Annotated in this window: 34 protein-coding genes; 15 read left to right on the top strand and 19 right to left on the bottom strand. The window is 69.2% G+C overall.

Features of this window, described 5'->3' with window-relative positions; all coding sequences use genetic code 11:
* The first annotated feature begins 169 nt into the window (after window positions 1-169).
* The 3 genes from A5757_RS14040 to A5757_RS14030 all read left to right on the top strand — a co-directional run bounded on the left by A5757_RS14040 (window position 170) and on the right by A5757_RS14030 (window position 1,638).
* Window positions 170-751: a TetR/AcrR family transcriptional regulator gene (locus A5757_RS14040; protein ID WP_231983986.1), complete on the top strand. Its 582-nt coding sequence runs from the start codon at window positions 170-172 to the stop codon at window positions 749-751.
* A gap of 50 nt (window positions 752-801) precedes the next feature.
* On the top strand, window positions 802-1,074 hold the full coding sequence (locus A5757_RS14035) for a hypothetical protein (RefSeq protein ID WP_066835118.1): 273 nt from the start codon (window positions 802-804) through the stop codon (window positions 1,072-1,074).
* Between the two features lie 93 nt (window positions 1,075-1,167).
* Complete coding sequence (locus tag A5757_RS14030) at window positions 1,168-1,638, top strand: DUF5078 domain-containing protein (protein WP_066835116.1); 471 nt, start codon at window positions 1,168-1,170, stop codon at window positions 1,636-1,638.
* Here A5757_RS14030 and A5757_RS14025 read toward each other — a convergent pair.
* Genes A5757_RS14025 through A5757_RS14010 form a run of 4 tightly spaced genes read right to left on the bottom strand, consistent with a single transcriptional unit; the run spans window position 1,628 to window position 6,295 of the window.
* Window positions 1,628-2,098, bottom strand: coding sequence for an SRPBCC family protein (locus tag A5757_RS14025; protein ID WP_066835115.1), 471 nt, complete (start codon window positions 2,096-2,098; stop codon window positions 1,628-1,630). The genes A5757_RS14030 and A5757_RS14025 overlap by 11 nt on opposite strands.
* Window positions 2,095-2,931, bottom strand: coding sequence for an SDR family NAD(P)-dependent oxidoreductase (locus tag A5757_RS14020; protein WP_066835113.1), 837 nt, complete (start codon window positions 2,929-2,931; stop codon window positions 2,095-2,097). Before A5757_RS14020 ends, A5757_RS14025 begins: the two co-directional genes overlap by 4 nt.
* Before the next feature lie 29 nt (window positions 2,932-2,960).
* The gene (locus A5757_RS14015) at window positions 2,961-5,870 is read right to left on the bottom strand and encodes an RND family transporter (RefSeq protein ID WP_066835111.1); all 2,910 of its coding nucleotides are present in this window, start codon (window positions 5,868-5,870) and stop codon (window positions 2,961-2,963) included.
* Window positions 5,867-6,295 (bottom strand): MmpS family transport accessory protein, encoded by a 429-nt coding sequence (locus A5757_RS14010; RefSeq protein ID WP_066835109.1) that lies wholly within the window; start codon window positions 6,293-6,295, stop codon window positions 5,867-5,869. Before A5757_RS14010 ends, A5757_RS14015 begins: the two co-directional genes overlap by 4 nt.
* A gap of 335 nt (window positions 6,296-6,630) precedes the next feature.
* Here A5757_RS14010 and A5757_RS14005 point away from each other — a divergent pair, with 335 nt between their 5' ends.
* A complete protein-coding gene (locus A5757_RS14005; protein ID WP_066835107.1) occupies window positions 6,631-6,984 on the top strand; it encodes a DUF732 domain-containing protein in 354 nt (117 codons plus the stop codon).
* Window positions 6,985-6,991: 7 nt separating this feature from the next.
* Window positions 6,992-7,477: a hypothetical protein gene (locus tag A5757_RS14000; RefSeq protein ID WP_066835105.1), complete on the top strand. Its 486-nt coding sequence runs from the start codon at window positions 6,992-6,994 to the stop codon at window positions 7,475-7,477.
* Window positions 7,478-7,487: 10 nt separating this feature from the next.
* Here the strand turns inward: A5757_RS14000 and A5757_RS13995 are convergent, their stop codons facing one another.
* The 3 genes from A5757_RS13995 to A5757_RS13985 form a co-directional block, all read right to left on the bottom strand.
* Complete coding sequence (locus tag A5757_RS13995; protein WP_066835103.1) at window positions 7,488-8,219, bottom strand: ZIP family metal transporter; 732 nt, start codon at window positions 8,217-8,219, stop codon at window positions 7,488-7,490.
* A 21-nt stretch (window positions 8,220-8,240) separates the two neighbouring features.
* Window positions 8,241-8,507 carry a hypothetical protein gene (locus A5757_RS13990; RefSeq protein WP_066835101.1) on the bottom strand — a complete coding sequence of 89 codons (267 nt, stop codon included), beginning with the start codon at window positions 8,505-8,507 and terminating at the stop codon, window positions 8,241-8,243.
* Between the two features lie 164 nt (window positions 8,508-8,671).
* Entirely contained in the window at window positions 8,672-9,070 is a 399-nt protein-coding gene (locus tag A5757_RS13985) for a heme-binding protein (protein ID WP_066835203.1), read from the bottom strand.
* Window positions 9,071-9,481: 411 nt separating this feature from the next.
* On the opposite strand from A5757_RS13985, the gene A5757_RS13980 reads away from it, so the two are divergent.
* Window positions 9,482-10,444, top strand: a complete 963-nt coding sequence (locus A5757_RS13980; protein ID WP_066835099.1) for a hypothetical protein — start codon at window positions 9,482-9,484, stop codon at window positions 10,442-10,444.
* Between the two features lie 136 nt (window positions 10,445-10,580).
* Here the strand turns inward: A5757_RS13980 and A5757_RS13975 are convergent, their stop codons facing one another.
* A complete protein-coding gene (locus A5757_RS13975; RefSeq protein WP_066835202.1) occupies window positions 10,581-11,921 on the bottom strand; it encodes an APC family permease in 1,341 nt (446 codons plus the stop codon).
* 93 nt (window positions 11,922-12,014) lie between these two features.
* Window positions 12,015-12,368 (bottom strand): VOC family protein, encoded by a 354-nt coding sequence (locus A5757_RS13970; protein WP_066835097.1) that lies wholly within the window; start codon window positions 12,366-12,368, stop codon window positions 12,015-12,017.
* 82 nt (window positions 12,369-12,450) lie between these two features.
* Between A5757_RS13970 and lipE the strand changes: the two genes are divergently transcribed.
* Window positions 12,451-13,692 carry a lipase LipE gene (gene lipE / locus A5757_RS13965; protein ID WP_066835095.1) on the top strand — a complete coding sequence of 414 codons (1,242 nt, stop codon included), beginning with the start codon at window positions 12,451-12,453 and terminating at the stop codon, window positions 13,690-13,692.
* On the opposite strand, the gene A5757_RS13960 is transcribed toward lipE, so the two are convergent.
* Together A5757_RS13960 and A5757_RS13955 are read right to left on the bottom strand one after the other, a co-directional pair.
* Window positions 13,667-14,800: an FAD-dependent oxidoreductase gene (locus A5757_RS13960; RefSeq protein WP_066835093.1), complete on the bottom strand. Its 1,134-nt coding sequence runs from the start codon at window positions 14,798-14,800 to the stop codon at window positions 13,667-13,669. The genes lipE and A5757_RS13960 overlap by 26 nt on opposite strands.
* A complete protein-coding gene (locus tag A5757_RS13955; RefSeq protein ID WP_082929467.1) occupies window positions 14,797-15,687 on the bottom strand; it encodes a DUF1295 domain-containing protein in 891 nt (296 codons plus the stop codon). Before A5757_RS13955 ends, A5757_RS13960 begins: the two co-directional genes overlap by 4 nt.
* A gap of 72 nt (window positions 15,688-15,759) precedes the next feature.
* On the opposite strand from A5757_RS13955, the gene A5757_RS13950 reads away from it, so the two are divergent.
* The 5 genes from A5757_RS13950 to upp all read left to right on the top strand — a co-directional run bounded on the left by A5757_RS13950 (window position 15,760) and on the right by upp (window position 21,215).
* A complete protein-coding gene (locus A5757_RS13950; protein WP_066835091.1) occupies window positions 15,760-16,959 on the top strand; it encodes an acyl-CoA dehydrogenase family protein in 1,200 nt (399 codons plus the stop codon).
* Between the two features lie 25 nt (window positions 16,960-16,984).
* Window positions 16,985-18,109: an acyl-CoA dehydrogenase family protein gene (locus A5757_RS13945; RefSeq protein WP_066835198.1), complete on the top strand. Its 1,125-nt coding sequence runs from the start codon at window positions 16,985-16,987 to the stop codon at window positions 18,107-18,109.
* Window positions 18,110-18,171: 62 nt separating this feature from the next.
* Window positions 18,172-19,407, top strand: a complete 1,236-nt coding sequence (locus A5757_RS13940; RefSeq protein ID WP_066835089.1) for a GTP cyclohydrolase II — start codon at window positions 18,172-18,174, stop codon at window positions 19,405-19,407.
* Window positions 19,404-20,543, top strand: a complete 1,140-nt coding sequence (locus A5757_RS13935) for a URC4/urg3 family protein (protein ID WP_066835087.1) — start codon at window positions 19,404-19,406, stop codon at window positions 20,541-20,543. Before A5757_RS13940 ends, A5757_RS13935 begins: the two co-directional genes overlap by 4 nt.
* 18 nt (window positions 20,544-20,561) lie before the next feature.
* Window positions 20,562-21,215: a uracil phosphoribosyltransferase gene (gene upp / locus A5757_RS13930; protein WP_066835085.1), complete on the top strand. Its 654-nt coding sequence runs from the start codon at window positions 20,562-20,564 to the stop codon at window positions 21,213-21,215.
* A gap of 13 nt (window positions 21,216-21,228) precedes the next feature.
* On the opposite strand, the gene A5757_RS13925 is transcribed toward upp, so the two are convergent.
* From A5757_RS13925 to A5757_RS13895, 7 genes are read right to left on the bottom strand one after another with little or no spacing between them, the layout of a single operon-like run.
* Window positions 21,229-21,768, bottom strand: coding sequence for a hypothetical protein (locus tag A5757_RS13925; RefSeq protein WP_066835081.1), 540 nt, complete (start codon window positions 21,766-21,768; stop codon window positions 21,229-21,231).
* Entirely contained in the window at window positions 21,765-22,301 is a 537-nt protein-coding gene (locus A5757_RS13920; protein WP_066835079.1) for a DUF6286 domain-containing protein, read from the bottom strand. Before A5757_RS13920 ends, A5757_RS13925 begins: the two co-directional genes overlap by 4 nt.
* Window positions 22,298-22,678, bottom strand: a complete 381-nt coding sequence (locus A5757_RS13915; RefSeq protein ID WP_066835077.1) for an Asp23/Gls24 family envelope stress response protein — start codon at window positions 22,676-22,678, stop codon at window positions 22,298-22,300. The genes A5757_RS13920 and A5757_RS13915 overlap by 4 nt, the downstream gene beginning before the upstream one ends.
* The gene (locus A5757_RS13910; protein WP_066835075.1) at window positions 22,671-22,850 is read right to left on the bottom strand and encodes a hypothetical protein; all 180 of its coding nucleotides are present in this window, start codon (window positions 22,848-22,850) and stop codon (window positions 22,671-22,673) included. The genes A5757_RS13915 and A5757_RS13910 overlap by 8 nt, the downstream gene beginning before the upstream one ends.
* Complete coding sequence (locus A5757_RS13905; RefSeq protein WP_066835073.1) at window positions 22,847-23,101, bottom strand: hypothetical protein; 255 nt, start codon at window positions 23,099-23,101, stop codon at window positions 22,847-22,849. The genes A5757_RS13910 and A5757_RS13905 overlap by 4 nt, the downstream gene beginning before the upstream one ends.
* Entirely contained in the window at window positions 23,098-23,382 is a 285-nt protein-coding gene (locus A5757_RS13900) for a hypothetical protein (protein WP_066835196.1), read from the bottom strand. Before A5757_RS13900 ends, A5757_RS13905 begins: the two co-directional genes overlap by 4 nt.
* A complete protein-coding gene (locus tag A5757_RS13895; RefSeq protein ID WP_066835193.1) occupies window positions 23,382-23,867 on the bottom strand; it encodes an Asp23/Gls24 family envelope stress response protein in 486 nt (161 codons plus the stop codon). The genes A5757_RS13900 and A5757_RS13895 overlap by 1 nt, the downstream gene beginning before the upstream one ends.
* A 152-nt stretch (window positions 23,868-24,019) precedes the next feature.
* On the opposite strand from A5757_RS13895, the gene A5757_RS13890 reads away from it, so the two are divergent.
* Genes A5757_RS13890 through A5757_RS13880 form a run of 3 tightly spaced genes read left to right on the top strand, consistent with a single transcriptional unit; the run spans window position 24,020 to window position 25,965 of the window.
* On the top strand, window positions 24,020-24,544 hold the full coding sequence (locus A5757_RS13890) for an RNA polymerase sigma factor (protein ID WP_231983984.1): 525 nt from the start codon (window positions 24,020-24,022) through the stop codon (window positions 24,542-24,544).
* Window positions 24,535-24,969, top strand: coding sequence for a hypothetical protein (locus tag A5757_RS13885; RefSeq protein ID WP_156618400.1), 435 nt, complete (start codon window positions 24,535-24,537; stop codon window positions 24,967-24,969). The genes A5757_RS13890 and A5757_RS13885 overlap by 10 nt, the downstream gene beginning before the upstream one ends.
* A 42-nt stretch (window positions 24,970-25,011) precedes the next feature.
* Complete coding sequence (locus A5757_RS13880) at window positions 25,012-25,965, top strand: NAD(P)/FAD-dependent oxidoreductase (protein WP_066835067.1); 954 nt, start codon at window positions 25,012-25,014, stop codon at window positions 25,963-25,965.
* A gap of 4 nt (window positions 25,966-25,969) precedes the next feature.
* Here A5757_RS13880 and A5757_RS13875 read toward each other — a convergent pair whose 3' ends face one another.
* Entirely contained in the window at window positions 25,970-26,557 is a 588-nt protein-coding gene (locus tag A5757_RS13875; RefSeq protein WP_156618398.1) for a sigma-70 family RNA polymerase sigma factor, read from the bottom strand.
* Window positions 26,558-26,664 lie beyond the last annotated feature (107 nt).

The raw sequence follows: 26,664 nt of genomic DNA, 5'->3' as shown, positions 1-26,664 counted from the left end.
GAGACCGGCCGATCCCCACAGGATCCGGCATTTTCGAACTGGGAGGGCGCTAGCATTTCTGTGAGGGGTCGACCGCGCCGGGGGCGCGGATCGACAGGGGATACTGACGGGGATGGATATGGACTCGATTCGCTCACCGCGGAGTCAGCGATCGGACGCGTCGGCGAACGTGACCCGGATCGTGGCCGCGGCGCGGGAGGTTTTCGCGCGCGACGGGGACGCCGCCACGCTGAGCCAGGTGGCCGCCGCTGCGGGCGTCGCCAGCGCGACGCTCTACCGGCACTTCCCGAACCGGCGGGCCCTGGCGGCGGCGGTCTACGAGGACATCGTCGAGAACGAGATCAAGCCGGCGATCGGGGCGCTCAGCAAGGACGCCCCCCGCGAGTCGTTCCTCGATGCGCTGTCCCGCCTCGAGGACGTCATGTTCAAGCAGCAGCCGTGGCTCGCGTCGATCGGTGATCTGGCCGAGCTCACGGTCCGCCTGCTGACCCGCGACCGGCAGCGGCTCAACGCGATGATTCGGGTCGCGCAGGAGACGGGCCACCTGCGGTCGGATCTGACCGCCGACGATGTGGCGACCTTCGTGGCGATGGTGACCACCGCGTCGGTGGCCATGAACCAGCCCCGGCCGCTGCGCCGCCGCTACCTCAGCCTGATGTTCGACGCGTTCAGCGCGACGGGTTCGACGCCGTTGCCGCCGGTCGATGCCCCCACCGGGCGGGGACGCGCCACTGTCACCCTGGATGGTTAAATATCCTAAGTACCGATGACCCTCGACCTTCGGAGTGCCTCGTGATCAGGATGAACCTCTTTACGCGCGCCCTCGTCGTCGCCTGCGGGGTGACCGCCGGCGCGCTCGGATTCGGGGTCGCGGCGGCCGGTGCCCAACCGCCACCGCCGCCACCGCCGCCCGTGCTGGGCGAGGTGCCCCCGGCCTGGGCGCCGCCCAAACCGACCGAGAACTGGCTGGGTCAACCGGTCGTCTGGAGTTCGGGCTGGGGTGGCCGCTGGGGTGTGTGGATCAACGGGGGCTTCATCACGCTGTCGTCGAACCCGGTGACCAACGGCGGCTGATCCCGCACAATTCACGACGGGATACCCTTTTAGCTAGCTGTGCTATATAGTCGCATCGGCGCATCCGACGTATCGATTGGCAGGAAAAGACCTATGAGTGGACTGGTGAAGCGCGCTGGACGGGTGGGAGTCGCCCTGGCCGCAACCGCCGCCGCATACCTGACTACTGCCGGACTGGCGTCGGCCGATTCCACCGACGACTATCCGATCCCGCGCCGGATCATCGCGACCGAGTGCGACGTCGAGCAGTACATGGCCGCGGCGCGCGATACCAGTCCGGTGTACTTCGAGCGCTACATGATCGACCGGAGCAACCGTCCGGCCGACGTCCAGCAGATGGCCTTCGACCGCATCCACTGGTTCTTCTCGCTCGATCCAGCCGGGCGTCGCCAGTACTCCGAGGCCACTGCCACCAACGTGTTCTACGAGCAGACCGCCACCCGCTGGGGCAACTGGGCCAAGCTGTTCTTCAACAACAAGGGCGTCGTCGCCCACGCCACCGACGTCTGCATGAACTACCCCAAGGGCGACATGTCGGTGTGGGACTGGCCCGTCAGGCGCTGAACCGGTCCCGCAGGCGTCGTAGCGACTCCTCGATACCCGCCGCGTTGCGCTTGGCGAATCCGGTGCGCTGGTAGTAGTCGAAGCGGTCCTTGACCGCACCGGTGTCGCGGAAATCGAAGGTCTCGGTGACTCGCGAGCGGCCGGGTTCGATCTCCTCGACCTCCCACCGCCAGTGGTGCCCGAACGGATGCCGCCACTCGATCAGGCGCCCGGGGTTGAGCGCGGTCACCGTGCTGGTGATCCGGTAGGGCACCCCGGCCATCCGCATCTTCGTCGAAAAACGCGCGCCCGCAACGAGTTCCGCGGGCGCGTCGATGTTGGCGCCCACGGTCCCGGAACCGTCGAATTCGTGGTGGCGCCGCGGATCGGCGACGAGGGCGAACACCTCGGCCGCGGGCGCGTCGACCTCGATCGCCCGGCTGACCTGGCGTGGGCCGTTGTTCACGACCGTGACGTTCATGACAGGGCCTTCGCGCTCACGAGTTCGATACTGCGGTCCCACAGCCGCTCGGCCAGCCCCACGTCGTCGGCGAGTTTGTTGGGGTGGACGACCTTGTGCTTGACGTAGTACTCCCCGGACCGCCAGTCGCGCCCGGGTTTGGCCGACGCCAGCCACACCAGCTCGTCCGAGCCCTGCTCGGCGTTCGTGAGCGCGAGATGCCGCAGCGGGCTGCGGTAGAGCAGACCGAACATCGGGTTGCGCACCTCGGCGCTGAAATTCGACGCCACCGGACCGGGATGGAACGCCGCGGTCGAGATGCCCGACGCGTGGTAGCGGCGGTGCAGTTCCCGGGTGAACAGGATGTTCGCCAGCTTCGACGATGCGTACGCCACCGCTCCGTGCTGGCTCTGCAGGGCGTCGAGATCGTCGTAGTCCGCGCGTACGAACCGGCTGGCCATGCTGGAGGTGTTGAGCACCGAGGCCTTCGACTCGACGAGCCGGTCCAGCAGCAACGTCGTCAACAGCAGCGGCGACAGATGGTTCACCTGGAACGTCTTCTCGAAGCCGTCGACGGTCATCTCGCGGGTGTTCATCATCCCGCCGGCGTTGTTGGCCAGGACGTCGATGCGCGGATACGCCTCGAGCAGCCGGCCGGCCAGGTCGCGTACCTGGGCCAGATCGGCGAAGTCACAGACGAAGGAGTCGACGCCGAGGGGCTCGGCCACCGCGGCGGTCTTCTGCGGGGACCGCCCGACCACCACCACCGTCTCACCGCTGCGGTGCAACCGTTTCGCCGCGGCCGCGCCGAGCCCGTCACTGGCCCCGGTGATGACGATGGTCCGTCCGGCCATTACTGCCCTCCTCGCAACACCTGTCGAGCCTACGGGGCCGGCAGGAACTCCGGATTCTTCGGCGGTGGCGGTGATCCTGGCGATGGCCACTTCGACGGCACCGGCGCACTGCGCACCCGCATCGGCCACCAGAACCACTTGCCCATCAGGGCCGCGATCGACGGTGTCATGAAGGCCCGGATGACCAGGGTGTCGAAGAGCAACCCGAGCCCGATCGTCGTGCCGACCTGAGCGATCACCGTCAGCTCGCTGACCGCCATCGACATCATGGTGAACGCGAACACCAGACCGGCCGCGGTCACCACCGAACCCGAACCGCCCATCGCGCGGATGATGCCCGTCTTGAGGCCCGCGTGGATCTCCTCTTTGAGCCGGGACACCAGGAGCAGGTTGTAGTCCGCGCCGACCGCCAACAGGATGATGACCGACATCGCCATCACCATCCAGTGCAGTTCGATGCCGATGATGTGCTGCCAGATGAGCACCGACAACCCGAACGAGGCGCCCAGCGACAGCACCACCGTGCCGACGATCACCGCCGACGCCACCACACTGCGCGTGATGATCAGCATGATGATGAAGATCAGGGCCAGCGAGGCGATGGCGGCGATCACGAGGTCATAGGTGTTGCCGTCGTTCATGTCCTTGAACGTTGCCGCGCTACCGCCGAGGTAGATCTTCGAACCCTCCAGCGGAGTGCCCTTGATCGCCTCCTTGGCCGCCGTCTCGATGCGGTCGATCTTCTCGATGCCCTCCGGGGTCAACGGATCGCCGTCATGGCTGATGATGAAGCGCACCGCGTGTCCGTCTGGCGAGAGGAACTGCTCGAGACCGCGCTGGAAGTCGGCGTTGTCGAAGATCTCCGGCGGCAGATAGAACGAGTCGTCGTTCATCGATGCGTCGAAGGCCTCGCCCATGGCCGACGAATCCTCCTGCATCGCCGACATCTGAGCCTGCATCCCGGACTGCGTGGAATGCATGTTCAGCATCATCGTCTTCATCGTCTTCATCGTCTCGATCATCCCGGGCATCAGCGCAACCATCTGCGGCATCAGGGCGTCGAGCCGCTCCATCTGCGGAATGATCTCCTTGAAGTCGTCGGTCATCAGATTGATGCCGTCGAGGGTGTCGAAGATCGAGCGGATCGCCCAGCAGACCGGGATGTCGTAGCAGTGCGGTTCCCAGTAGAAGTAGTTGCGGATCGGCCGGAAGAAGTCATCGAAGTTCGCGATGCTGTCGCGCAGCCCTTCGATGTCGACCACCATGCTCTTCATCTGCTTGACCATCTCGTGGGTGACCTCACTCATCTCTTTGGTGAGGCCCGACATCCGCGTCATCGTGTCGATGGTGGTCTGCATCTCTTCGGCCTGCTTGAGCATCTGCGCCGTGAGGTCCTGGTTGTACTTCTCGGTCAGCTTCTGGGTCGTGCCCTGCATGCTGATCTGGAAGGGGATCGACGTGTGCTGGATCGGCTTACCGTCCGGCCGGGTGATGGCCTGCACACGGGCGATGCCCTCGACGCGGAAGATCGCCTTGGCGATCTTGTCGATCACCAGGAAGTCCGCCGAGTTCCGCAGATCGTGATCGCTCTCGACCATCAGCAGTTCCGGGTTCATCCGGGCCTGTGAGAAGTGCCGGTCGGCCGCGGCGTAACCCTCGTTGGCCGGCAGGTTGGCGGGCAGATAGTTGCGGTCGTTGTAATTGGTCTGGTAGCCGGGCAGCGCCAGCAGCCCCACCAGCGACAGGGCGATCGTCGCGATCAACACCGGTCCGGGCCACCGCACGACGGCCGCGCCGATCTTGCGCCAACCGCGGGTCCGCATGGCGCGTTTGGGCTCGAGCAGACCGAACTTGCTGGCGACGGTGATGATCGCCGATCCCAGCGTGAGCGACGCGACCACCGCGACGACCATGCCGATGGCGAGCGGGACACCGAGGGTCTGGAAGTACGGCAGCCGGGTGAAACTGAGGCAGAACGTCGCACCGGCGATGGTCAGGCCGGAGCCGAGCACGACGTGCGCCGTACCGCGGAACATCGTGTAGTAGGCGGTCTCCTTGTCCTCGCCGACACTTCGCGCTTCCTGATATCGGCCTATCAGGAAGATGGCGTAGTCCGTCGACGCGGCGATCGCCAGCGTGACCAACAGGTTGGTCGCGAACGTCGAGAGCCCGATGATCTCGTGGTAGCCGAGGAACGAGATCACCCCGCGCGATGCGGTCAGCGACAGCACCACCATGACCAGCACCATGATCACGGTCAGCACCGACCGGTACACCAGCAGCAACATGATGATGATGACGCTGAACGTGACGGCCTCGATCAGCCGCATACTGCGGTCGCCCGCGATGTGCTGATCGGCGGCCAGCGCGGCGGGCCCGGTGACGTAGGCCTTGACGCCCGGAGGCGGTTCCAGTCCGGCGATGATCTCCTGGACGGCCTCGACCGACTCGTTGGCCAGGGCCTCGCCCTGGTTGCCGGCGAGCTTGACCTGGACGTAGGCCGCTTTACCGTCGTTGCTCTGTGAACCGGTGGCGGTGAGCGGATCGCTCCAGAAGTCCTGGACGGACTGGACGTGCGCGGGGTCGGCCTCCAGCTTGTCGATCATGTCGTCGTAGAAGGCGTGGGCGGCGTCGCCGAGCGGCTGCTCGCCCTCGAGCACGATCATGACGTTGCTGTCGGAGTCGCCCTCCTGGAACAGCTCACCGACCTTGTGCATCGAGATCATCGACGGTGCGTCGTCGGGGCTCATGGAGACCGCGCGCATCTGCCCGACCTCTTCGAGCTGAGGCACGGACACGTTCAGGAAGGCGATGAGCGCCACCCAGACGAGGATGAGCGGCACCGCGAACATGCGGATGAAGCGCGGGATGAACGGCCGCTTCGGACGCCCGGCCGGCGGGAAGGCGTCGGTGGGCGCGTCGGTGGTGGGCGCGCTCATGCGGACTTCACGAAGCAGTAGGTGAGCGCGTTCACGCCGGTGGCGGTCCTCTCGTCTTTCACTTCATCGTCGACCAGGATTCGGCAGGTGATCGAACTGCCGTCGCCCTGCGCCAGGATGTTGGGGGCAGCCGACGGCTCCGTGGTCTCCAGCACGAGCGTCCACGGCAGCGCAGCGCTGTCGACCCGCTGCGGCTTGGCATCCAGGTCGAGGTAGTTGATGTTGGCGTAGCTGCCCGTCCCCGTGATCTCGTAGCGGACCACCTTCGGGTCGAAGGGTTCCGGATCGTCGGCGAACACTCGGGGCGTCACGGTGATGCCCTCGGATCCGAAGAAACCCCGGACGCGGTTGACCGTGAATCCGGCGACCAACACCACCACGATGATGATGATCGGTATCCACATCTTCTTGGCTAGACCCAGCATCTACTTCCCCGACACTCGTAGCATCTCGTCACGCTCGTCCGGCGAGGGCCGACGCGAGCGATGTCCGTGGTTGCGCGTTGACCTCGCTCGGCGCAGCATCCGCCGCGCTCCCGGAACCGGTGCCGGACGTGCGCTCGAGTGTCCGCGACACGTCCGATCCTCCTCGTTCCTGGTGAAACTTAGCCAATATAACCAGGAACGGTAAAGCATCGAAAACGAGAATGCAGCATCCCCGGTACCAGCGGAGACGCCGGTCACAGGTTGATCATGATGTGATCCCGGTCACTTCTCTCAGGCTACTGACGTTTAGCCTGTCTAGCGGTATCATCCCCGCCATGAAGGCAAGCAGGAAAGTCGCGGGCATCCTCGGCTCGGCCGCCGCCGCAGCCGCGATGGCGCTGACCGTGGCCGTTCCCGCCCAGGCGGATCCGGACACCGATTTCTCCAACGAGCTCCACACCTTCGGCATCTACGGCCAGAAGGACTACAACGCCTGGATCGGCAAGATCGCGTGCAAGCGGCTGCACACCGGGCTGGACCCCGATTCGGTCGCGGCGGTGCGGTTCGTCCAGGGGCAGATGGAAAAGGACACCACCCAGGAGCAGTCGTGGCAGTTCCTGGGCAGCGCGATGAAGTACTACTGCCCGGACAAGCTCTCGGTGCTGCTGCCCGCCGAACGTCCGGCCTGATCGTGTGATGAGAACCGGTATTCATCTGGCGAATGCGGCGGCGCTGCTGTTCGTCGGCCTGGGCGCGGCCGGCGTCGCGCATGCCCAACCGGCCGAACCGACCGAACCCAGCCCGTCGGCCGGCCCGTCAGCCGGCCCGTCAGCCGAAGCCCCTGCCCCGAAGACCATCATCGAGGCGGACGGCACGTACGCGGTGGGCACGGACATCCTGCCCGGCACCTACAACTCTGGCGGACCGGTCGACGGGGTGGCCTGCTACTGGAAGCGCACTGCCGGAGAAGACCTCGTCGACAACGCGATGACGAAGAAGCCGCAGACCGTGCGGATCGAGGTCACCGACACCTCGTTCACCACCAGTCACTGTCAGACCTGGGTGCTCGCCGACTGCGGGACCGCCTGCCCGCCGCCGCCTCCGCCGCCCGGTCCCGGTGCGCTCTTCGGGGATCTGCGCCGGTTCCTCGGCCCGAATCAGTTCGCGATCCCGATTCCCTGAGTCCGGCCGGTCAACCGGCCAGCATGAAGGACACGAAGAATCCGCCCGCGGTGGCCAGTGCGTTGAGCGGACGCCCGTGCTCGAAGGCTTCGGGCATGAGCGTGTCAGCCAGGGAGGCCAGCACCGCACCGCCGGCGAAGGCGAGCGCGACGGCGAGCACCCCCTCGCTCAACCCGCTGGCGGTGGCGCGTCCGAGTACGACTGCCGCGGCGAGAAGCACCCCGCACGCCAGCCACGTCAGCACGACCGTGCGGGCGGCCATACCCGAGTTGCGCATCGACACCGCGCCGACCAGTGCCTCGGGCAGGTTCGAGAAGAAGATGGCGACCAACAGCGACAGCGACGCTCCGCTGACCAGAGAGACACCGAGCGCGAGGTTCTCGGGCACGCCATCGAGGGTGACTGCCGCCAGGAGGGCGAGCCCGAGGCCGCGCCGGGCACCTGAGGCCGTGACCTCGCTTTCGCTGGGACCCGACTTCCCGGTGACGTAGCGGTCGAGCAGGGTGTCAACTGCCACGAATGTCGCTGCGCCGGCGAGTAATCCGCCGCCGGCGTGCCAGGGGCCCGTCATCGTGAACGCCTCTTCGAACAACTCGAAGGCCAGCGCGGAGATCAGAGCGCCGCTGGCGAAGGCGAGCAGCACACCGGTGACCCGCTTGGGCGGGCTCCACTTCGCCCCGACGAGGGACCCGATGACCAGCGCGCTCGAAGCGGCCGATCCGAAGAGAACGGCGGTGAGCATCGACCGACGTCGGACGCTGATCTATGCCGCGGCCGGCACCGCCTGCGCCGCGGCGCGACCGGAATCCTGCTCCGCACGGTCGCGGGCCTGCATGGCGAAGCAGTAGATGCTGCTGGCGAAGCTCAGCGCGGCGACGACGCCAGCCGCGACGGCCGTTCCGATGTCCGACGAACCCAGCGAGGCAAGGGACACCGCGATGGCGATGATGGCGATGAAGATTGCGAACAGACCGGTGGTGGCGACGGCCTCGGTTGTCGCGTCGGCCGGAGCCTTCGTACGCTCGCCCATTGCTGCACTCCTCGTTCGTCGTCCAGTCGCTCGCCGCTGAGCGGGTTGGCAGTTTTCTACCCACCCCGTACGCGGAGCAAACGGATGCGCAGACGACACCGCAGACGAGGACGGCCCGCCGCCGCAACCGGGGTTGCGCACGACGGGCCGTCGAGGTGGCTGGGTCAGCCGGCCATGAACTGGTCGTAGGCCGACGCCAGGTCGGTCGGCAGCACCGACACGTTGCACTGGCGCTGGGTCTCACCGATCGGCGCCAGGATGCCGCGCAGTTCGTAGTACTCCCCCGAGTTGGCGGTGAAGTAGCTCCGGACATCGGCCTCGGCCTGGGCGCGCGGTTGGTTCATCGCCGCGGTCACCACCTGGTTCGCGCCGGGATGGGCGGCCAAATAGTCACGTGCCGAACCGGTCACGGCGCTCACGGTGTTAGCCACTCCGCTTGCGCTGCAATCCGGTGCAGCCGCCGCGGTCGGCGCGGCAATGGTTGCTGCGGCCACGCCACCGAACAACGCGCCGGCCATCAGACCGACAATCCCCCGGCGAGCCGCTTTACCACTGTTATTCATGATCACTTCCTTCTGGACTTCCGTCGTACATTCAGCGGTTCCCCGCCCGAAAGCCAACGTACAGAAAGGAAATCCGTTGTCTCTCGAACCGTTTCACGGTCGACGGCGCACAATTCGGCGCACCCGCGGGTGTTACACCCCGGTGATGTGAGCTTGACCGCAGTATCGCCGCTTCGATTGGGTATTCACTGAGGCGGAAGGACCAATTCTCAGAGTTTGCCGGTTCCTCTTAAATGATCGTGATCTGAAGCGATATCGAACCGTTACCCGAGTTATCGACATGGATGCAATTGAGGGATGGGTCACAACATCGTCATATCCGGTTACCTGACCCCCTTCAACGGCAACCCAACCTGTGGTGCACCCGAGCGCCGACACCGAACAAGTCAACGCGAAAAGGGGCTGAAAACCTTGACTGACATCGATACCACCAAACTTCTCGCCCAGCTGCGCACGCTGCTGGACCTGACCAACACGGAGATCCAGGTCGCCGAGACCCGGATCACGCAGGCCCGTACCGAGGCCGTCCGTACCGAGCTCGAGCAGAACGCCGGCAACGCCCGTGAGCGCGCCGAGGCCATTCAGGAGACGATCCGCGATCTGGGCGGTTTCCCGGACGTCATCGGGCCGTTCCTGGGACGCGCCGCCGCCGCGGTGAAGGCGCTGACCGAGCAGGCGGAGCCGTTCGACGAGGCGCTGCTCGGCGACCTCGCGCTCGAGGATCAGCTCCTCGACCGCTCGCGCTACCTCAAGGCGCTCGCCGTGGCCGCCAAGAACAAGGACGTGCAGGACCTCGCGGATCGCCTGATCACCGCACACGGCGCCACCGTCGAGTGGCTGACCACCGTCCTCGCCGAGGATGCGCTGGGCGGTCCGGCGGCACTGCGCCGCACCCCGTTCCAGGCGGCCACCGGTGCCGCGGTGCGCGCGGTGAACCTGCCGATCACCTGGACCACCCGCAGCGTCGACCGGACGCTCGAGGCGCTGCGCAACACCGGCCCGGCGTTCAACGAGCTCGTCAACCGGGGCCAGTGGGTCAGTGAAGTCGCGGGCAAGGCGCTGAGTGCGTCGCGTGACGCCGCGCTGTCCGCCGCCGAGCAGGTGACCCGCAACGAGGGCGCCGACGACGCAGCCGACCGTCTGCACACCGCCCGTAGCCGGGCCGGCGTGGTGGACGCCAGCGAGCTGCCGATCGCCGATTACGACGAACTGACCGTCGCGGACGCGGTCGCCGCGGTGAAGGACCTCACCGACGCGTCGGACATCCGCACGATCGTCGCCTACGAGGAGGCCCACAAGAACCGGTCGCGCGTCGTCTCCGCCGCGCAGACCCGCCTTGCGGCCATCGCGCAGGAAGTGGTCGGCATCAGCTGATCTCCGTTTCAGACGTCAGCCCCCGCAGCTCGCTGCGGGGGCTTCGTCGTAACTGCCGCACACCTGGACCGCCCAAACGATCAAACGGGCGCAAAAGTGCGAGAAGAATACGGCGAAACGTCGATCTCGGCGTGACTCAGTCGCGCCGGCTGCGCGTCGCCAGCCGGGCCAGCAGATACAGCACCGCGCCGACGGCGAGCAGGATCGCACCGAACAGCCATACCTTCGCGGTCTGCTGGGTCAGCAGCACCAGGCAGGAAACGACACCGAGCACCGGGACGAAACTCCACACCCGGAAGTGGTCGTGCTCGACGGTGTCGCGGCGCAACACCAGCACCGCGACGTTGGTCGAGATGAACACGAACAACAGCAGCAGCACGACCGTCTCGGCGAGCATGCCCAGATCGCCGGTCAGCGTCAGGAGCATCGCCACGGCCGTGGTCGCGACGATTCCGATCCACGGGGTGCGGCGCTCCGGCAGCACCCGGCTCAGCACAGGCGGCAGCAGCCCGTGGTCGGCCATCCCGTAGGTCAGCCGGCTCGACATGATCATGGTGAGCAGTGCGCCGTTCGCGACGGCCACCAGCGCGATCGCGCTGAACAGCCAGTCGGGAACGCCGACGCCGGTGGCGCTGACGACCTCCAGCAGCGGACCCGACGAGGCGGACAACTCATCGGCGGGCAGCGCGATCGCACTCGCGACGCCCACCAACGCATACACGACGCCCGCGGTGATCAGAGAGCCGAACAGCGCCGCCGGATACACCTTGCTGGGATTGCGGATCTCCTCGGCGACGTTGGCCGACGTCTCGAACCCGACGAACGAGTAGTAGGCCACGATCGCGCCGGCCAGGATCGCCAGCGCGGGAGTGGTGCCCTCGGGGAACTCGGTGACCCGACCGATGTCACCGCGGCCGCCGCCCACCATCACGGCCACTGCGACGACGACGATCAACAGACCGGTCAGCTCGACGATCGTCATGGCGACGTTGCTCTTCACCGACTCGCTGATGCCGCGCGCGTTGAGACAGGCGATCAGCAGCAGGAAGACCATCGCCGCGGGCACCGTCGGCACGTCGATGAACGTCTTGAGGTAATCCCCGGCGAATGCGAGCGACAGCCCGGCCGCGCTGGTCACGCCTGCGGCCAGCATGCAGAAGCCGACGAGGAACGACACCATCGGCTGCTTGAACGCGCGCTCGGCGAACACGGCGGCACCGCCGGCTTTCGGGTACTTCGTCACCAGCTCCGCGTACGAACCCGCCGTCAGCAGCGCCAGCAGCAGGGCGATCACCAGCGGCGCCCACAGCACCCCGCCGACGTCGACGGCCAGCTCCCCCATCAGCGCGTAGATGCCGGCACCCAGGACGTCGCCGAGGATGAACAGGAACAGCAGCGGACCGGTGATCTTGCGTTTCAGCCTCCCGACGTCCGCTGCGTCGCCGTCGCGGGTCTGGGTGCTCGCATCCGATGCCATCCATGCCTCCTGCGCTGTGGTGCAGGTGCACATACCCCGGTCAGGGGGCCGACAAGCATCGTCCGCGCCGGTCAGCGCGCCGGATTCGGACGTTCAGTACCGCGGACGGAAGCCGCCGATGAGGCGCAGCGTGTTGCCGTCCGGATCGGTGAGCGTCGACAGCCGGACCCCTTTCGCCGCGTCGGTGACCGGGCCCGCCTCCACCCCGCGGGCGCGCACCTGCTCGAGGTGGGCGTCCAGATCATCGACCGCGACATTGAGCAGGCCCGATCCGGCGCGTTCGGAGTCGTGGAAAACCTGCACCCATCCGCCCGGCACGACCTGCCACTCCACCAGCGTCGGCATGGGGTTGTTGTCGGCGTCGCGGCCGAACAGCCGGCTGTACCAGCGGCGGGCGGCGTCGATGTCGGACACGGGCACGACCGCGAGCAGGTGGTCGATCGCCATGGGGAAACCTTTCGTCGTCGTACCGATACCGACCGGGCCACGGCCGAGATCTCATCGGCCCAACCGTGACTACCCTGTCGACATGACCGAGACGCTCGACGGACGCATCCGGGTGCCCGACGATCTCGACGCGGTCACCGACGTCGCCGACGAGGACCACTCGGACGTCGGCACGGGCGCTGTCGAGCGGATCTGGCAGCAGGCGCGGCACTGGTACCGCGCCGGGATGCACCCGGCCATCCAGGTCTGCGTGCGCCACCGCGGCCGCGTCGTCCTCGACCGGGCGATCGGCCACGGCTGGGGTAACGGTCCCGACGACCCACCCGACGCCGAGCAGGTACCGGTCACCACCGCCACCCCGTTCTGCGCGTACAGCGCCGCCAAGGCGATCACCACCACCGTCGTGCACCTGCTCGTCGAGCGCGGGCACTTCTCCCTCGACGACCGGGTGTGCGAGTACCTCCCGACCTACACGAGTCACGGCAAGGATCGCACCACGATCCGGCATGTCATGACGCACAGCGCCGGGGTGCCGTTCGCCACCGGACCGCGCCCCGACCTCAAGCGCATGGACGACAGCGAGTACGCCCGCGAGATGCTCGGCAAGCTCAAACCGGTCTATCCGCCCGGGCTGGTGCACATCTACCACGGCCTGACCTGGGGGCCGCTGGTGCGCGAGATCGTCTCCGCGGCAACGGGTCGCAACATCCGCGAGATCCTGGCCACCGAGATCCTCGACCCGCTCGGATTCCGGTGGACCAATTACGGCGTTGCGCCGCAGGATGTTCCGCTGGTCGCTCCGAGCCGGGTGACAGGGACACCGCTACCCGCGCCGATCGCCAAGGCGTTCCGCGTCGCGGTGGGGGGCACACCGCAGCAGATCATCCCGTTCTCCAACACCCCGGCGTTCCTCACGAGTGTGGTGCCGTCGTCGAGCACGGTGTCGACCGCGTTCGAACTGTCCCGCTTCGCCGAGATCCTGCGGCGCGGCGGCGAACTCGACGGCGTCCGCGTGCTGTCCCCGGAGACGCTGTACCGCGCCACCCGGGAGGCGCGACGGCTTCGGCCCGATCTGGCGACGGGTCTGATGCCGATGCGCTGGGGCATCGGGTACATGCTCGGGTCCAAGCGGTTCGGCCCGTTCGGACGCAACGCACCCGCGGCGTTCGGGCACACCGGGCTCACCGATATCGCGGTGTGGGCCGATCCCTCTCGCGAGCTGGCCGCCGCCGTGATCAGCAGCGGAAAACCGGGCCGGCACCGCGAGGCTGATCGCTATCCGGCGCTGCTGGACCGCATCAACGCCGAGATTCCTGCGCACTGACGGTGCGCACACCACCGTAGATCCCGCGCCGGACGATCCACGGCTGCAGCACCCGGTCGATCGACCACGCCGGGAACCGCACCGCCAGCCCATTGGGTGCGAACACCTCTAGCCCGTCCGGCTGGGCGCCGAGCACCGAACCCCACCGCCGGCCCGGTGCTCGGTAGTCGCGCAGCGGTCTGCCCGCGAAGTCGGCGAGGATGTTGGCGGCCAGCAACTTGTCGGCGCGGTTGCGCGCGGAACTGCGCAGCGGATCGGTGGCCGCCACATCGCCGATCGCCCAGACCCGTTGCACCCCGGCTACTTTCAACTGCGGAGACACCGGGACGAAGCCGTCATCGTCGAGCAGACCGGGCGGCAGCCAGCCGGTGTTGGGCCGCACCCGCCCGATCGTCCACAGCACCGCGTCGGCCTGCGACGGCGCTTGCCCGGTGCTCCACTGGACCGGCCCGGCGGTGATGCGGTCGCACGCGAAACCGTCGGGAACCACGGCGCGGTGGCCGGGGCGCAGCGCGACGCCGAGCGTGTCGAGCCGCCGGGCGATCCGTGCCCACACCCGCGGGTGGTGCGTGGTCAGCGGCCGCGAACCGGGGTAGCACAGCTCGATGCGCTTGTCGGGCCACCGCAGCGCGAGGTTCGCGGCGCTGCTGACGGCCGCCGCCCCGCCACCGATGACGATGACCGACCTCGCATCCGCCAACTGCGAGTGCGCGGCACGCAGGTCGGCGGTGACCTCGTCGGGGTTCTGCAGGCCCGGGCGGCGCCAGAACCCGTTGGTCACGCCGGTGGCGATCACCAGCGCGTCGTAGTGTTCGACGTGGTCGGTTCCGTCATCGCGGACGGCGAACACCTTGCGCGCCAACGGGTCGAGGCTACTGAGGGCGGCGTGCACCGTGCGGACCCGGTCGAGTCCGCGGAACCGGTCGAAGCCGATCCAGTAGTCGCGGGCCCAGTCCTCGGGCCGCGCGAGCCGTACCCCGAGCTCCTGTCCGCTGACCAGACCGGGTTTCGCGGAGATCCCCACCACGTCCGCATCCCGCGCCAGGTGCAGCGCGGTGAGCAGGCCGCTGTCGCCGAGTCCGGCGACGACGATGCGCGGGCGGGTCACACCCGGGCCCGGCGCGGCGGTCGCGGGACGAACCGCGACACCCGGTCGACGACGTCGGCGTAGCCGGGACGGCGAGCCAGGCTGCGCTGCTCCATCATCGGGATGCTGGCACCGAGGAACATCGCGAGCATCACCGCGGCCCCCGCGAACAGCCACCACGCCTGTGCGGGTGCGGCCGCCACCCCGAACAGCGCCAGGGCGAACCAGAAACCGAACTCGCCGAAGTAGTTGGGATGCCGCGACCACCCCCACAGTCCGCGGTCCATGACCTCACCGGGTCGCCGGGTGCGCGCGAACCGATGCATCTGGTTGTCGGCGACCAGTTCCAGCGCCACCGCGGCAACGCCGATCACGAACGCGGCTCCCGACAGCCACACCCAGCCGCGTCCGGGTGTGGTCACCGCGACGTAGACCGGCACCATGCCCAGGAACACCTGCAGCGTCGGAATCAGGTGAATGGCCACGAGGTCGGCGAGGACCTCGAACCGTCCGGCCCGGTCCCGGAACATCGGATAGCGCCAGTCCTCGTGGTGTAGACCGGGGAACGCGTAGACCCAGTTGCCGGTCAGCCGCACCGCCCACAGCACCACCACCGCGGCCACCAGTCCGCACCGCAGCGGATCGGGGTCGGCGGCCTGACTCCACCACCAGAACAGAAGTACCGGCGGCACCACGCTCCAGTACGCGTCGTAGAAGCTGGAATTGCGGTAGGCCCGGCTGAACCCGAACACCACCAGCGTCGCCAGCACGTCGGCGATCAGGGTGTCCAGCCACAGCCGTCCGGTATCCGGACCCCATGCCAGCCACGCCGCGGCGACCGCGAGAGCGATCACGTACGCGACGGTGACCAGGGCCAGCGACGCGCCCTTGCTTCTGTTCGCGGTCACCTCAGCGCGCCTCCTCACCGGCGATGTCGGCCGGACTGTAACACGTTCTAGTTGACGGCCTATTGTGGTCGGATGAGCACCGTCGCTGATACCGAACGGGTCGCCGAACTCGCCCGTGAGGTGGTGGCGAAACACGACCCGAAATCCGTGCCGATCCGCGAGTTCCTCGGCGCCTGCTACGACGCCGGTCTGTCCTGGGTGAACTTCCCCGAGGGGCTCGGCGGCCTCGGGTTGTCGCGCGGTCTGCAGGCCGTCGCCGACCGGATCCTGCAGGGCGCGGGCAGCCCGGTCCCGCTTGGCCTGAACCCGATGGGCTACGGCATGGCGGCGCCGACGGTGCGCGAGCACGCCCAGAACGACGACCTCAAGCGCATGTGGATGCGGCCGCTGGCCACGACCGAGGACATCTGGTGTCAGCTGTTCTCCGAACCGGGCGCCGGCTCGGATCTGGCCGGTCTGGCGACCTCGGCGGTACCCGACGGCGACAGCTGGGTGGTCAACGGCCAGAAGGTGTGGACCAGCCTGGCCCACCGCGCCCGCTGGGGATTGCTGCTGGCGCGGACCAACCCCGACGTCCCCAAGCACAAGGGGCTGACCTACTTCGTCATCGACATGCACGCCGACGGCGTGGAAACCCGTCCGCTGCGCCAGCTGACCGGGCACGCGGAGTTCAACGAGGTCTACTTCACCGACGCGCGCATCCCCGACGCGCACCGGCTCGGCGAGGTCGGCGACGGCTGGCGCGTGGCGATGACCACGCTGATGAACGAACGCAGCGCGCTCGGCGGCAGCGGCAGCCGCCGCGGTGCGGGCACCATCGCCGACGCCGTCGCGCTGTGGGCGTCACGCCCGGAGCGGCAGACCCCGGTGCTGCGAGACCGGCTGACCCAGCTGTGGTTGCGTTCGGAGGCGCAGCGGCTCACCGCCGAGCGGTCGCGGGCGGCGGCCACGGTCGGCGGGCCGGGCCCGGAGGGGTCGATCGGCAAGCTCGTGGGCGCCGAACTGAACCAGAACATCTACCTGTGGTGCATGGACTTCCTGGGACCGGAGGGCACGCTGTACCACAGCTACGCGATGCCCGGCGAGGACTCGTCGGACGCGGCAGACTTCCGCGGTCCGGTCCAGCAGCGGTTCCTGCGCAGCCGCGCCAACACGATCGAGGGCGGCACATCCGACGTGATGCGCAACATCTTGGGAGAACGGGTGCTCGGTCTGCCCGGTGACCTGCGTGCCGATGCGGGCATGCCGTGGAAGGAGGTTGCTCGTGGCTGAGGAGCTTGCGGATCAGCCCATCCAGGTGGCTGAGTGGACGTTCACCGAGGAGCAGCAGCAACTGCTCGACGCCGTGCGCCGGTTCTGCGCCGAGCACTTCGGCGAGGCCAATGCGCGCCGGACGATGGAATCGGATCCGCCGTTCGACCGGAAGGTCTGGACGCGGTTGGGCACCGAACTCGGCGTGCTCGGCCTGTCGGTGCCGGAAGCCGACGGCGGCGTCGGCGGCAGTCTGGTGGACCAGGCCGTCGCGGTCGAGCAGTTCGGGGCCGCGCTGGCGACGGGTCCGCTGTTCGGCACGGTGTACCTCGCGGTGCCCGCGCTGGTGGCGGCCTCGAGCGGCGAAGCCCGCGACGCCCTGCTGGCCGATCTGGTCGAGGGCACCCGCACCGCCGCCTTCGCGTCGGTGGGCGGCGTGTCCGCTGACGGCACCGCACTATCCGGTGACCTGGGGCCCGTCGTGGACGCCGGTGCGGCCGACGTCCTGCTCGTCGCGGCCACCAGCGCGGACGGGGTCGGGCTGTACGCCGTCGACACCGGTGCCGAAGGCGTCGACCGCACGCCGCTGGTGACGCTGGATCTCACCCGTCCGCAGGCGGCCGTCACGCTCACGGCCGCACCGGCGACGTTGATCGCGGGCCCCGAGGAAGCGCCCCGGGTGATCGAACATGCGCGGCACGTCGGTTCGGCGCTGCTGGCGGTCGAACAGGTCGGCGCCGCCGCTCATCTGCTCGACGTCGCCGTGGAGTACGCGAAGTCGCGACTGCAGTTCGGCCGTCCCATCGGATCGTTCCAGGCGGTCAAGCACCGATTGGCCGACATGCTCGTCGACGCGGAGCACGCCCGCTCTACGGCGTACCACGCGGTGTGGGCGCTGGCTGACGGATCCGACGACGCCGAGTTGTCGACGGCGATCGCGCAGGCGACGTGCTCGGCGGCGTTGAGCCGCATCGCCGCGGACACGATCCAGACCCTCGGCGGCATCGGGTTCACCTGGGAGCACCAGGCGCATCTGTACTTCAAGCGCGCCGTCACCGACGCCGCGCTGCTGGGCAGTGCCGAACAGCACCGCGACCGCGTCGCCGAACTGGTCCTCGACACGGCGTCGGCGGACCGCGCCCCGCGGGTCGCGGCAGGTGCGCCCGGCTGACGCGCGGCGCGGAGGCCGCCGAATGGCTATGCTGGCGCCTTCCCCTCGAGGGAGGAGCGCACATGCCCGGCCACATCCGGTTGACCTCGCACAGCGGTGCAGTGGGCACCCCGGCGATCACCTGGGGCGCACCCACTCCGGTCGAACGCGGTCCCGTCATCGGCACCACGGCGAACCGCCTGCACCGCAACGTCATCGGCACCCACAGCGGGTCCTACAGCGTCTACCGCGCTCTGGCGGTGGCCGCCGGCGCGCTCAAACGCGATCACCGCGCCGACCTCACCGACACCGCGCCCACCGACGTCATCGGCCCCTATCCGCAGTGGAGTGAACCCGGCCGGATCGTCAGCCTCGACCCGTGGGGTGCCGACGTCGCCGCCGCGTTCGCCGCCGAGTTGGAGGCCGGCCTGGACATCCGCCCCACCATCGCCGTCACCAAGGCCCACGTCATCCTGCCCGAGATCGCCGACGCGATCGCCAAGGGCCGGCTCGTTCCCGACGGGCGCATCCTGCTGACCAACGGCGCCGCTCTGGTCACCAAGGCCGCGCTGGAACCGGTGTGGTGGCTGCCGGGTGTGGCGCAGCGGTTCGGCTGCAGCGAAACCGATCTGCGGCGGGTGCTGTTCGAGGAGACCGGGGGCATGTATCCGGAACTGGTCACCCGCTCGGACCTCGAGGTGTTCCTGCCACCGATCGGCGGGCAGACGGTGTACATCTTCGGCACGGCCGCCGATCTCGCCGATCCGACGGTCGAGTTGACCGCACGGGTGCACGACGAGTGCAACGGCTCCGACGTCTTCGGCTCCGACATCTGCACCTGCCGCCCGTATCTCACCCACGCGATCGAGGAGTGCATCCGCGGGGCGCAGGGCGGCGGTGTCGGGCTGGTGTCGTATTCGCGCAAGGAGGGTCGTGCGCTCGGCGAGGTCACCAAGTTCCTGGTGTACAACGCCCGTAAGCGCCAGGTGGGCGGCGACACCGCCGACTCCTACTTCGCGCGCACGGAATGCGTTGCGGGCGTGCAGGATATGCGGTTCCAGGAGCTGATGCCCGATGTGCTGCACTGGCTGGGTGTGCGCAAGATCCACCGGCTGGTGTCGATGAGCAACATGAAGTACGACGCCATCACCGGCTCGGGTATCGAGGTCGGCGAGCGGGTGAACATCCCCGAGGAGCTGATCCCGGACGACGCGCGGGTGGAGATCGACGCGAAGATGGCCGCCGGCTATTTCACCCCGGGCCCCGTGCCCGATGCCGACGAGCTCAAGAAGGTCAAGGGCCGCGGGTTGCAGCGGTGAACCCGGCGGTCACCGAACTGCGGACGACGGCCGCGGTGCGGGAGCGGTCGGGCCGGTTGCTCGCCCGCGCCAGGGCGGGTGACTCCGCCTGGTTCATCGTCGACGACGCAGCCCTCGAGCCAGCGGCCGCCGAGGTCGCCGGCGTGACCCGCCGCAACCATCCCGATCTGAAGATCCCGTTTCACAGCCGCTGGCGTCATTTCGAGGCCGGCGGGGTCCGTCGCACCGCCGATCTGGACACCCGCGCGATGATCGACCTGACCGTGGTGAGCGTCCTGCTCGACGCCGGCGCCGGACCCGACTGGCGCTACACCGAAGCCGCGACGGGCCAGACGTTTTCGCGTTCCGAGGGGCTCGGCGTCGCCAGCTGGCACGCCTTCCTCGACGGCACGTTCTCCGCGGATCCCGACAATCCGTTGCGCGCCGACACCACAGCGCTGACCGCCATGGACACCGAGCGCCTCGCCGCGGCCTTCCAGGTGCATCCGGGTAATCCGCTGACCGGGCTGGACGGGCGGGTGGCGCTGCTTCGGCGGCTCGGTGCCGCCCTGGAGGGGGCCGGCCGGCCCGCGGCACTGTTCGACGCACTCGGCGACCCCGTGGACGCCCACGACATCCTCGACGTGCTGCTGCGCTCGGTGTCACCGATCTGGTTGACGGGCAACGAGATCGACGGCGAGCCGCTCGGCGACTGCTGGCGGCACCGCGCGCTGTCTGGGCCCGGGGACGCCGACGGGTGGATCCCGTTCCACAAACTCTCCCAGTGGCTGACCTATTCGCTGCTCGAGCCGATTATGTGGGCCGGCGTGGAGGTTCGGGGTCTCGACGCGCTGACAGGTCTGCCCGAGTACCGCAACGGCGGTCTGCTGCTGGACACCGGGGTACTGAGGTTGCGCGATCCGGACCTGGCGGCCGGGACCTGGTCGGTCGGCGACGAACTGGTCGTCGAATGGCGGGCGCTGACCGTTGCGCTGCTCGACGAGCTCGCACCGATGGTGTGCGCCGACCTGGGTGTGGACCTGCCGCTGGCGTGCGTCCTGGAGGGCGGGACGTGGGCGGCGGGCCGGGCGTTGGCGCAGCGGATGCGTGGCGGTGCACCGCCGCTGACCATCGCTTCGGACGGTACGGTCTTCTAAAACCGAGGAAAGCAGACTATGGGCACCGATTCGGGCAGCGACAACGGCGCAGTTCATCTGATCGACCATCCGCTGGTGGCGCACAAGCTGACGCTGTTGCGCCGTAAAGAGGCCTCCACCACCAGTTTTCGTCAGCTGTTGCATGAGATCTCATCGCTGATGGCCTATGAGGTGCTCCGGGACATCCCCACCCAGGACGTGGAGATCGAGACCCCGCTGGAGCCGATGACCGGCCGGGTCATCGACGGCAAGAAGCTGGTGTTCGTGTCGATTCTGCGGGCGGGCACCGGGATCCTCGACGGCATGCTGGCCGTGGTGCCCGGCGCCCGCGTCGGCCACATCGGGCTCTACCGCGACCCCAAAACCCTGGTGGCCGTGGAGTACTACTTCAAGATGCCGGCCGACCTCGGCGAGCGGGACCTGGTGGTGGTGGATCCGATGCTGGCCACCGGGCACTCGGCGATCGCGGCGATCGAACGGCTCAAGGAGTGCCGGCCGAAGTCGCTGAAGTTCGTCTGCCTGCTCACCTGTCCGGAGGGGATCGCCGCTCTGCAGGAGGCCCACCCCGACGTGCCGATCTACACGGCCGCGATCGACCGGCAGCTCGATGAGCACGGCTACATCCGGCCCGGCCTCGGTGACGCGGGCGACCGCATCTTCGGCACGAAGTAGGCACCAGGTCGGATCAGCGCACGCTGCGCCGGTGGGCGGCGTCGACGCGGATCCGGCTACGTACGGCCACCGCACCGCCGAGCATGTCCTCGACTGTGGCCGATACCTGGTCGACGGCCGCCACCGCGGCCGGCAGACCTGCCCGCGCGGCGACGGTGGCGGTCAGCATGACGGTCGGCACCCCGCGTTCGGTCACGGAGCGGGCTCCGGCCGCCACCACGTCGGGCCGGGCTTCGAGCGCGACGGCGGCCGCATCGGCGACCGAGGCGACGTCGGCGGTCATGCCGCGGCCGATGTCCAGCGTCCTGGTCCGCGGCGGTCGATGATGGGCCGCCAGCCAACGCAGCCCGACCAGGATGATGAGCACGCCCACACCGCCGGCAGCCCACGGCCACCACGTCTGGTCGACCGCGGTCGCGGCCGAGCCCAGGACAAGGGGGTCGGCGGCGCGCGGGCCCAACGCCCACCACAGCGCGCCGGCCCCGCCGGCCACGAGCGCCAGCCCGGCCAGGGCGACCACGAGTCGGTCCAGGGCGACGGCTGAGCGGGTCATGACGGATCCTCTCTGGTGGTCTCGACACGGACTCGGGGCGGCGACGACAGGCCACTCAGCACAGTCGTCACGTCCGCAACCACGGCATCGCGATCGACCGGTCCTGTGACGCGGCAGCGCACCGTCACCGATCTACGGCCCGCGGAGGTCCGCGCCGAGATCACGCCGGGAGTCTGTTCGGCGGCCGCGCTGGCCAGCCGGGCGACGTCGGTCAGCTCCACGTACACGGCGGTGTCCGCGTCGACGGGCACGCCGCGACGACGACGCGGCGCCACGGCGGTGATCACCAGGGCGACGCCGACGAGGGCCGCACCGGCCCCGGCCACGACTGTCCACGCCGCAGGCGCCAGGCCGTCGACGACGTGCACGGCGGGCGGGATCCACGGCGTGCCGCTGATCCAGCCCGCGGCGAGGACGGCGTCGCGCACCGCCACCGCGCCCAGGGCGATCAGCCCCATGGCGAGACCGACGGCCGGATAGGTGGCCGACGCGGCCTTCCTCGGAGTCGGGGAGGGGGTCACGGATGTGGTCATCGCAGTCTCCGTCGCTGGTCGGGTTGCGCCCCGGGCGGGATGACGGCCGCGATGTGGACGTCGACGCCGTCGACCGTGAGGCCACTCAGATCGCCGAGCACGCGGGTGACGTTGCGGGCGGTCTCGGCGGCCGTCGCGGCCAGCGGGCGGCCCCATTCGACCGCGACGTCGACGGCGGCGCGCACGTGATCGCCGGAGACGACGACGTCTGCCCGCGGCAACTCGCGGCCGGTCCACTTCGCCAGCCCGACGCCGTAGCGATGCACGCCATCGGTGTCGAGCGCCGCGGTCACGGTGACCCGCTCGACGGCACGCTGCCGCAGAGTCAAGCCACCCCGGTCACCCGGGTCGGCCGGGACGGGGATCGACTCAGCCACGGCCCCGGCCCCGGAGCAGGGCGAGCGCGTCGAATTCGCCGTCGCGGTGGCCACCCACCAGGTAGCCGACGGCGCCGAGTACCAGCGCCAGCAGGAAACCGGTGAAGCCGCCCGCGGCCGCAGCCACGCCGAGCAGGAGACCGGCCAGCAGGCCGGCGGTTGCAGTGGTCATCGAGATGTCCTTCGTCTCAGGGAGTTTCGGGTACGGCGCCACTGCCGCACCGTCAGATGCCAGCGGCGGCGCAGGCGGCCGCGCCGGGTCGCGATCACGGTCGCCGGTTCGGTGGCGGGTGCGCGCAGGGCGGCGTCCAGCTCGGCGGCGGTACCGCCGGCGTCGGGGTGGAAGCGCCGGATCGCGGCCCGCCGGGCCGACCGGCGGGCCGCGTCGGGCCGGGGTGTTCCGGGCTGATGCGAGTCGCTCATAGACGGTCGGTGACGTCCTCGACCGTGACGTTGACGGTGTGGCCGGGTAATCCGGCGGCGACGGCGTCGCGTACCGCAGCCGCGGTATCCCGCACCGGCACGGTGTCCCACACGGTGATGTGAACGTCGACCGCGTCGTCACGGATGCGCACACCGGTCACCCGGCGTCCGGGCAGGTAGGTCCCCACCTCACCGAACATGCCCGGGTGTAGCGCGGCGACCCCCGGCACAGCGAGCGCCAGGGCGGCCACCGTGTCGGCGGGGTCTATGGCGTCGGGCATCACTCGACGCGGGTCAGCTTGCCGGCCGGATCCTCGTCGGGGTCGTCCCCCGCGACGTGGATGTCGTGGACGGTGATGTCGACCTCGACCACGGTCAGGCCGGTCATCCGCTCGATCGCGGCGATCACGTTACGCCGAATTCCCGACGCCAGATCCGCGATCGACACGCCGTACTCGGCCACGATGTCGATGTCGACGGCGGCCTCCTTGGCCCCCACCTCCACCGACACGCCCTGGGAGTGGTTGACGGTCGCGCCGGGGATGCGCTCGCGCAGCGCCCCGACCGCACGGCTGGCACCGCCGCCGAGCGCGTGCACGCCGTTCACCTCGCGCGCGGCCAGGCCGGCGATCTTGCTGACCACGGTATCGGCGATGACGGTCTTCCCGTGTGCCGAGCCCAGCGGTCCGCTGTCGGCGGACACGACGGCCCTCGAGGTGGCGTCCCTGGTGGCGGTGTCCCTGGTGGCGGTCTGTGCGGTGGTCATGTCGTATTCCTTCCTTTCGCTTTTCCGTTCGACAGTGAGACGGCGGACGGCGGCCGAACCGAACATCGGAATGCTGTGATCGCGGACACACCCATCCGGGGGCCGCTCCGGGCCGAACCAAGAACGTGAGCCTCAGCGAGCCCGATGATCGGGTGCTCGCCGCGTCCGCAGCAGCCGGCGAACGCTCCGCCTTCGAGGAACTGATCAAGCGTCATGGCCCGGCGCTGCACCGCTACGCCCGCACGATGACGCGCGACGCGGACGCGGTGCAGGACGTCGTGCAGGAGACGTTCGTCGCGGCGTGGCGCCAGATCGGGGGTTTTCGCGGGGATTCGGGCGTGCGCACGTGGCTCTTCTCCATCTGCGCGCGCAAGGTGATCGACTCGCACCGGACGAAGCGTGCGATTCCCATCGACGACCGCCTGCTCGAACCCGTCGACCGGTCGCCCGACTCGGACCCGTTCACGGTTGCCTCCGGCAGCGAGTTCCTCGCCGCGGTCGAATCGGCGCTTGCCGAACTGCCGCCCCGGCAGCGGGCGGTCTGGCTCCTGCGCGAAGTGGAGGAATTGACCTTCCCCCAGATCGGCACAATCCTGGATCTGAGCCCGGACGGCGCCCGCGGCCATCACCACCGTGCGCGCGCCACCCTGCAGGGAAGGCTGGTGCGATGGCAGTAGGTGACCGACACATGCTGGCGCAGGCCGCGCGGGTGCTGCGAACCGCATCCGAGCCGGGCTGGGACGCGCTCGAAGCCCGCGTCATCGACGCCGTGCGTGCCACCCCGCGCGGCGGTTGGCCGATCGCCGTCGCCGACCCGCGCCCCGGCCCCGCCGACGGTGTGCTGGCCGTCAGCGACCTCGTGGTGCGTTCGCTGCTGGCGCGGACGTTGCGCGCGGACGGCGAGGTCGCCCCGCTCGACATCGAGGTGGACGTGGCGGACGGAGTGCTGCGGGCGGTGCGGGTGCGCCTGGTCGGGCGCTACGGGGCCGACCTGCGCGCGGCCACGGCGCGGGCACTCGACCGGTGCACAAACGTACTCGCCGACGTGATCGGGCCGACCCCGGCCGTCGTCGAAGTGGCCGTCGTCGACGTCGACCGGTGATCGCCCGGGTTTGACGGGTCACCCGTCCGGTCACATGCAGACATGACGTACGACTTCGAATGCATCGTCGTGGGCGGCGGCGCCGCGGGGCTCAGCGCCACCCTCGTCCTCGGCCGGGCGCGCCGCCGCACCCTGATCGTCGACGCCGGGGAACAGAGCAATCTGGCCGCCGAGGGCATCGGCGGGCTGCTCGGGTTCGACCAGCGGCCACCGGCCGAGCTCTACGAGACGGGTCGCCGGGAGCTGGAGAACTATCCGAGCGTCGAGTTCCGCCGAGCGACGGTGGTGGAGGGCACGACGCTCGAGGACGAGGACGGCTTCGCGCTGGTCCTCGACGACGGTGAGCGGGTGACGACGCGGCGCGTGCTGCTGGCCACCGGCATGGAGTACTGCCCGCCGGATCTGCCGGGCCTCAAACCGCTGTGGGGCAGCTCGGTGTTCCAGTGCCCGTTCTGCCACGGCTGGGAGATGCGGGACAAGCGGATCGCCTCGCTGGCCGCCGGGGAGGAGGCGGTGCACTCGGCGTTGATGCTGCGCGGCTGGAGCGACGACGTGGTACTGCTCACCGACGGGCATCCGCAGCTCGACGGCAAGGACCTCGATCAGCTGGCCGCGGCGCAGATCACCATCGACGATCGCCGCATCGCCGAACTGATCGGCGACGGCGGGCAGCTGACGGCGATCGCCTTCGCCGACGGCACCCGGCTGGAGCGCGACGGTCTGCTCGTCGAGGCGCCGCTGCGGCAGCGCTCGAAACTCGCCGAGCAGCTCGGCGCGGCCTGCACGCCCGGCCCGCTGGCGGTCGACACCATCGGGATCGACGCGCTGCACCGAACGTCGGCGCCGACGGTGTTCGCCGCCGGCGACACCTGCACCGAGCACCCCTACGTCGCGGGGTCGATCGCCTCGGGAGCGCAGGCGGCGATGATCGTCGCCCAGAGCCTGCTCTCCGAGCAGTTCGGGATGCCCTATCCGCCCGACGGCAGCGACGACTGATCCGTCACGCCGCCCGGCTGCGCGCGCAGTCGGTGCCGGCGAGGGCGCGGCGCAACTGCACGCGGGCCCGCGCGATCCGCGACATCACGGTGCCGATCGGGATGTCCATCAGCGCCGCGGTCTCGGCGTAGGTGTAGCCCTCGACGTCGGCGTAGAACAGCACCTGCTGGAACCCCTCGGACAGCCGGCCCATCGCGTCGCGCAGGTCGCTGTCGGGCAGCAGCTCGAGCACTTCGCACTCAGCCGACCGCAGCCCCCTGGACTCGTGCGCACCCTGGTCGGCCAGCTCCCGGTCGGTGATGACGTCCGACAGGACCTCGGCGGGCCGGCGCTCGCGCCGCCGGTAGGCGTTGACCCACTGGTTGTACTGGATGCGGAACAGCCAGGCCTTGAGGTTGGTGCCCTGCTGGTAGGTGCGGAACCCGGTGTAGGCGTGCACCAGGGTCTCCTGCAGCAGGTCCTCGGCGTCGGCGTCGTTGCGGGTGAGCCGGCGCGCACCGCGGGACAGGACGTCGACCAGCGGCCAGACCTCCGCGGTGAATCGGGCCCTGAGCTCGGTGTCGCCGGAAACGGGGATGATCGGGGCGGTCATGGGAGTTCCTCCGGTTGATGTCGCTGCGCCCGCTCGGGCCGATGACATCAGCCTCACTCCGGCGGACCCCGGAGACACCCTTGGTGGTCCGTGGTCCCCGTACACCA

This window comes from Mycobacterium sp. 852013-51886_SCH5428379, assembly GCF_001665575.1.
Lineage (GTDB): Bacteria > Actinomycetota > Actinomycetes > Mycobacteriales > Mycobacteriaceae > Mycobacterium.
This window is presented reverse-complemented; position numbering and strand designations above follow the sequence as displayed.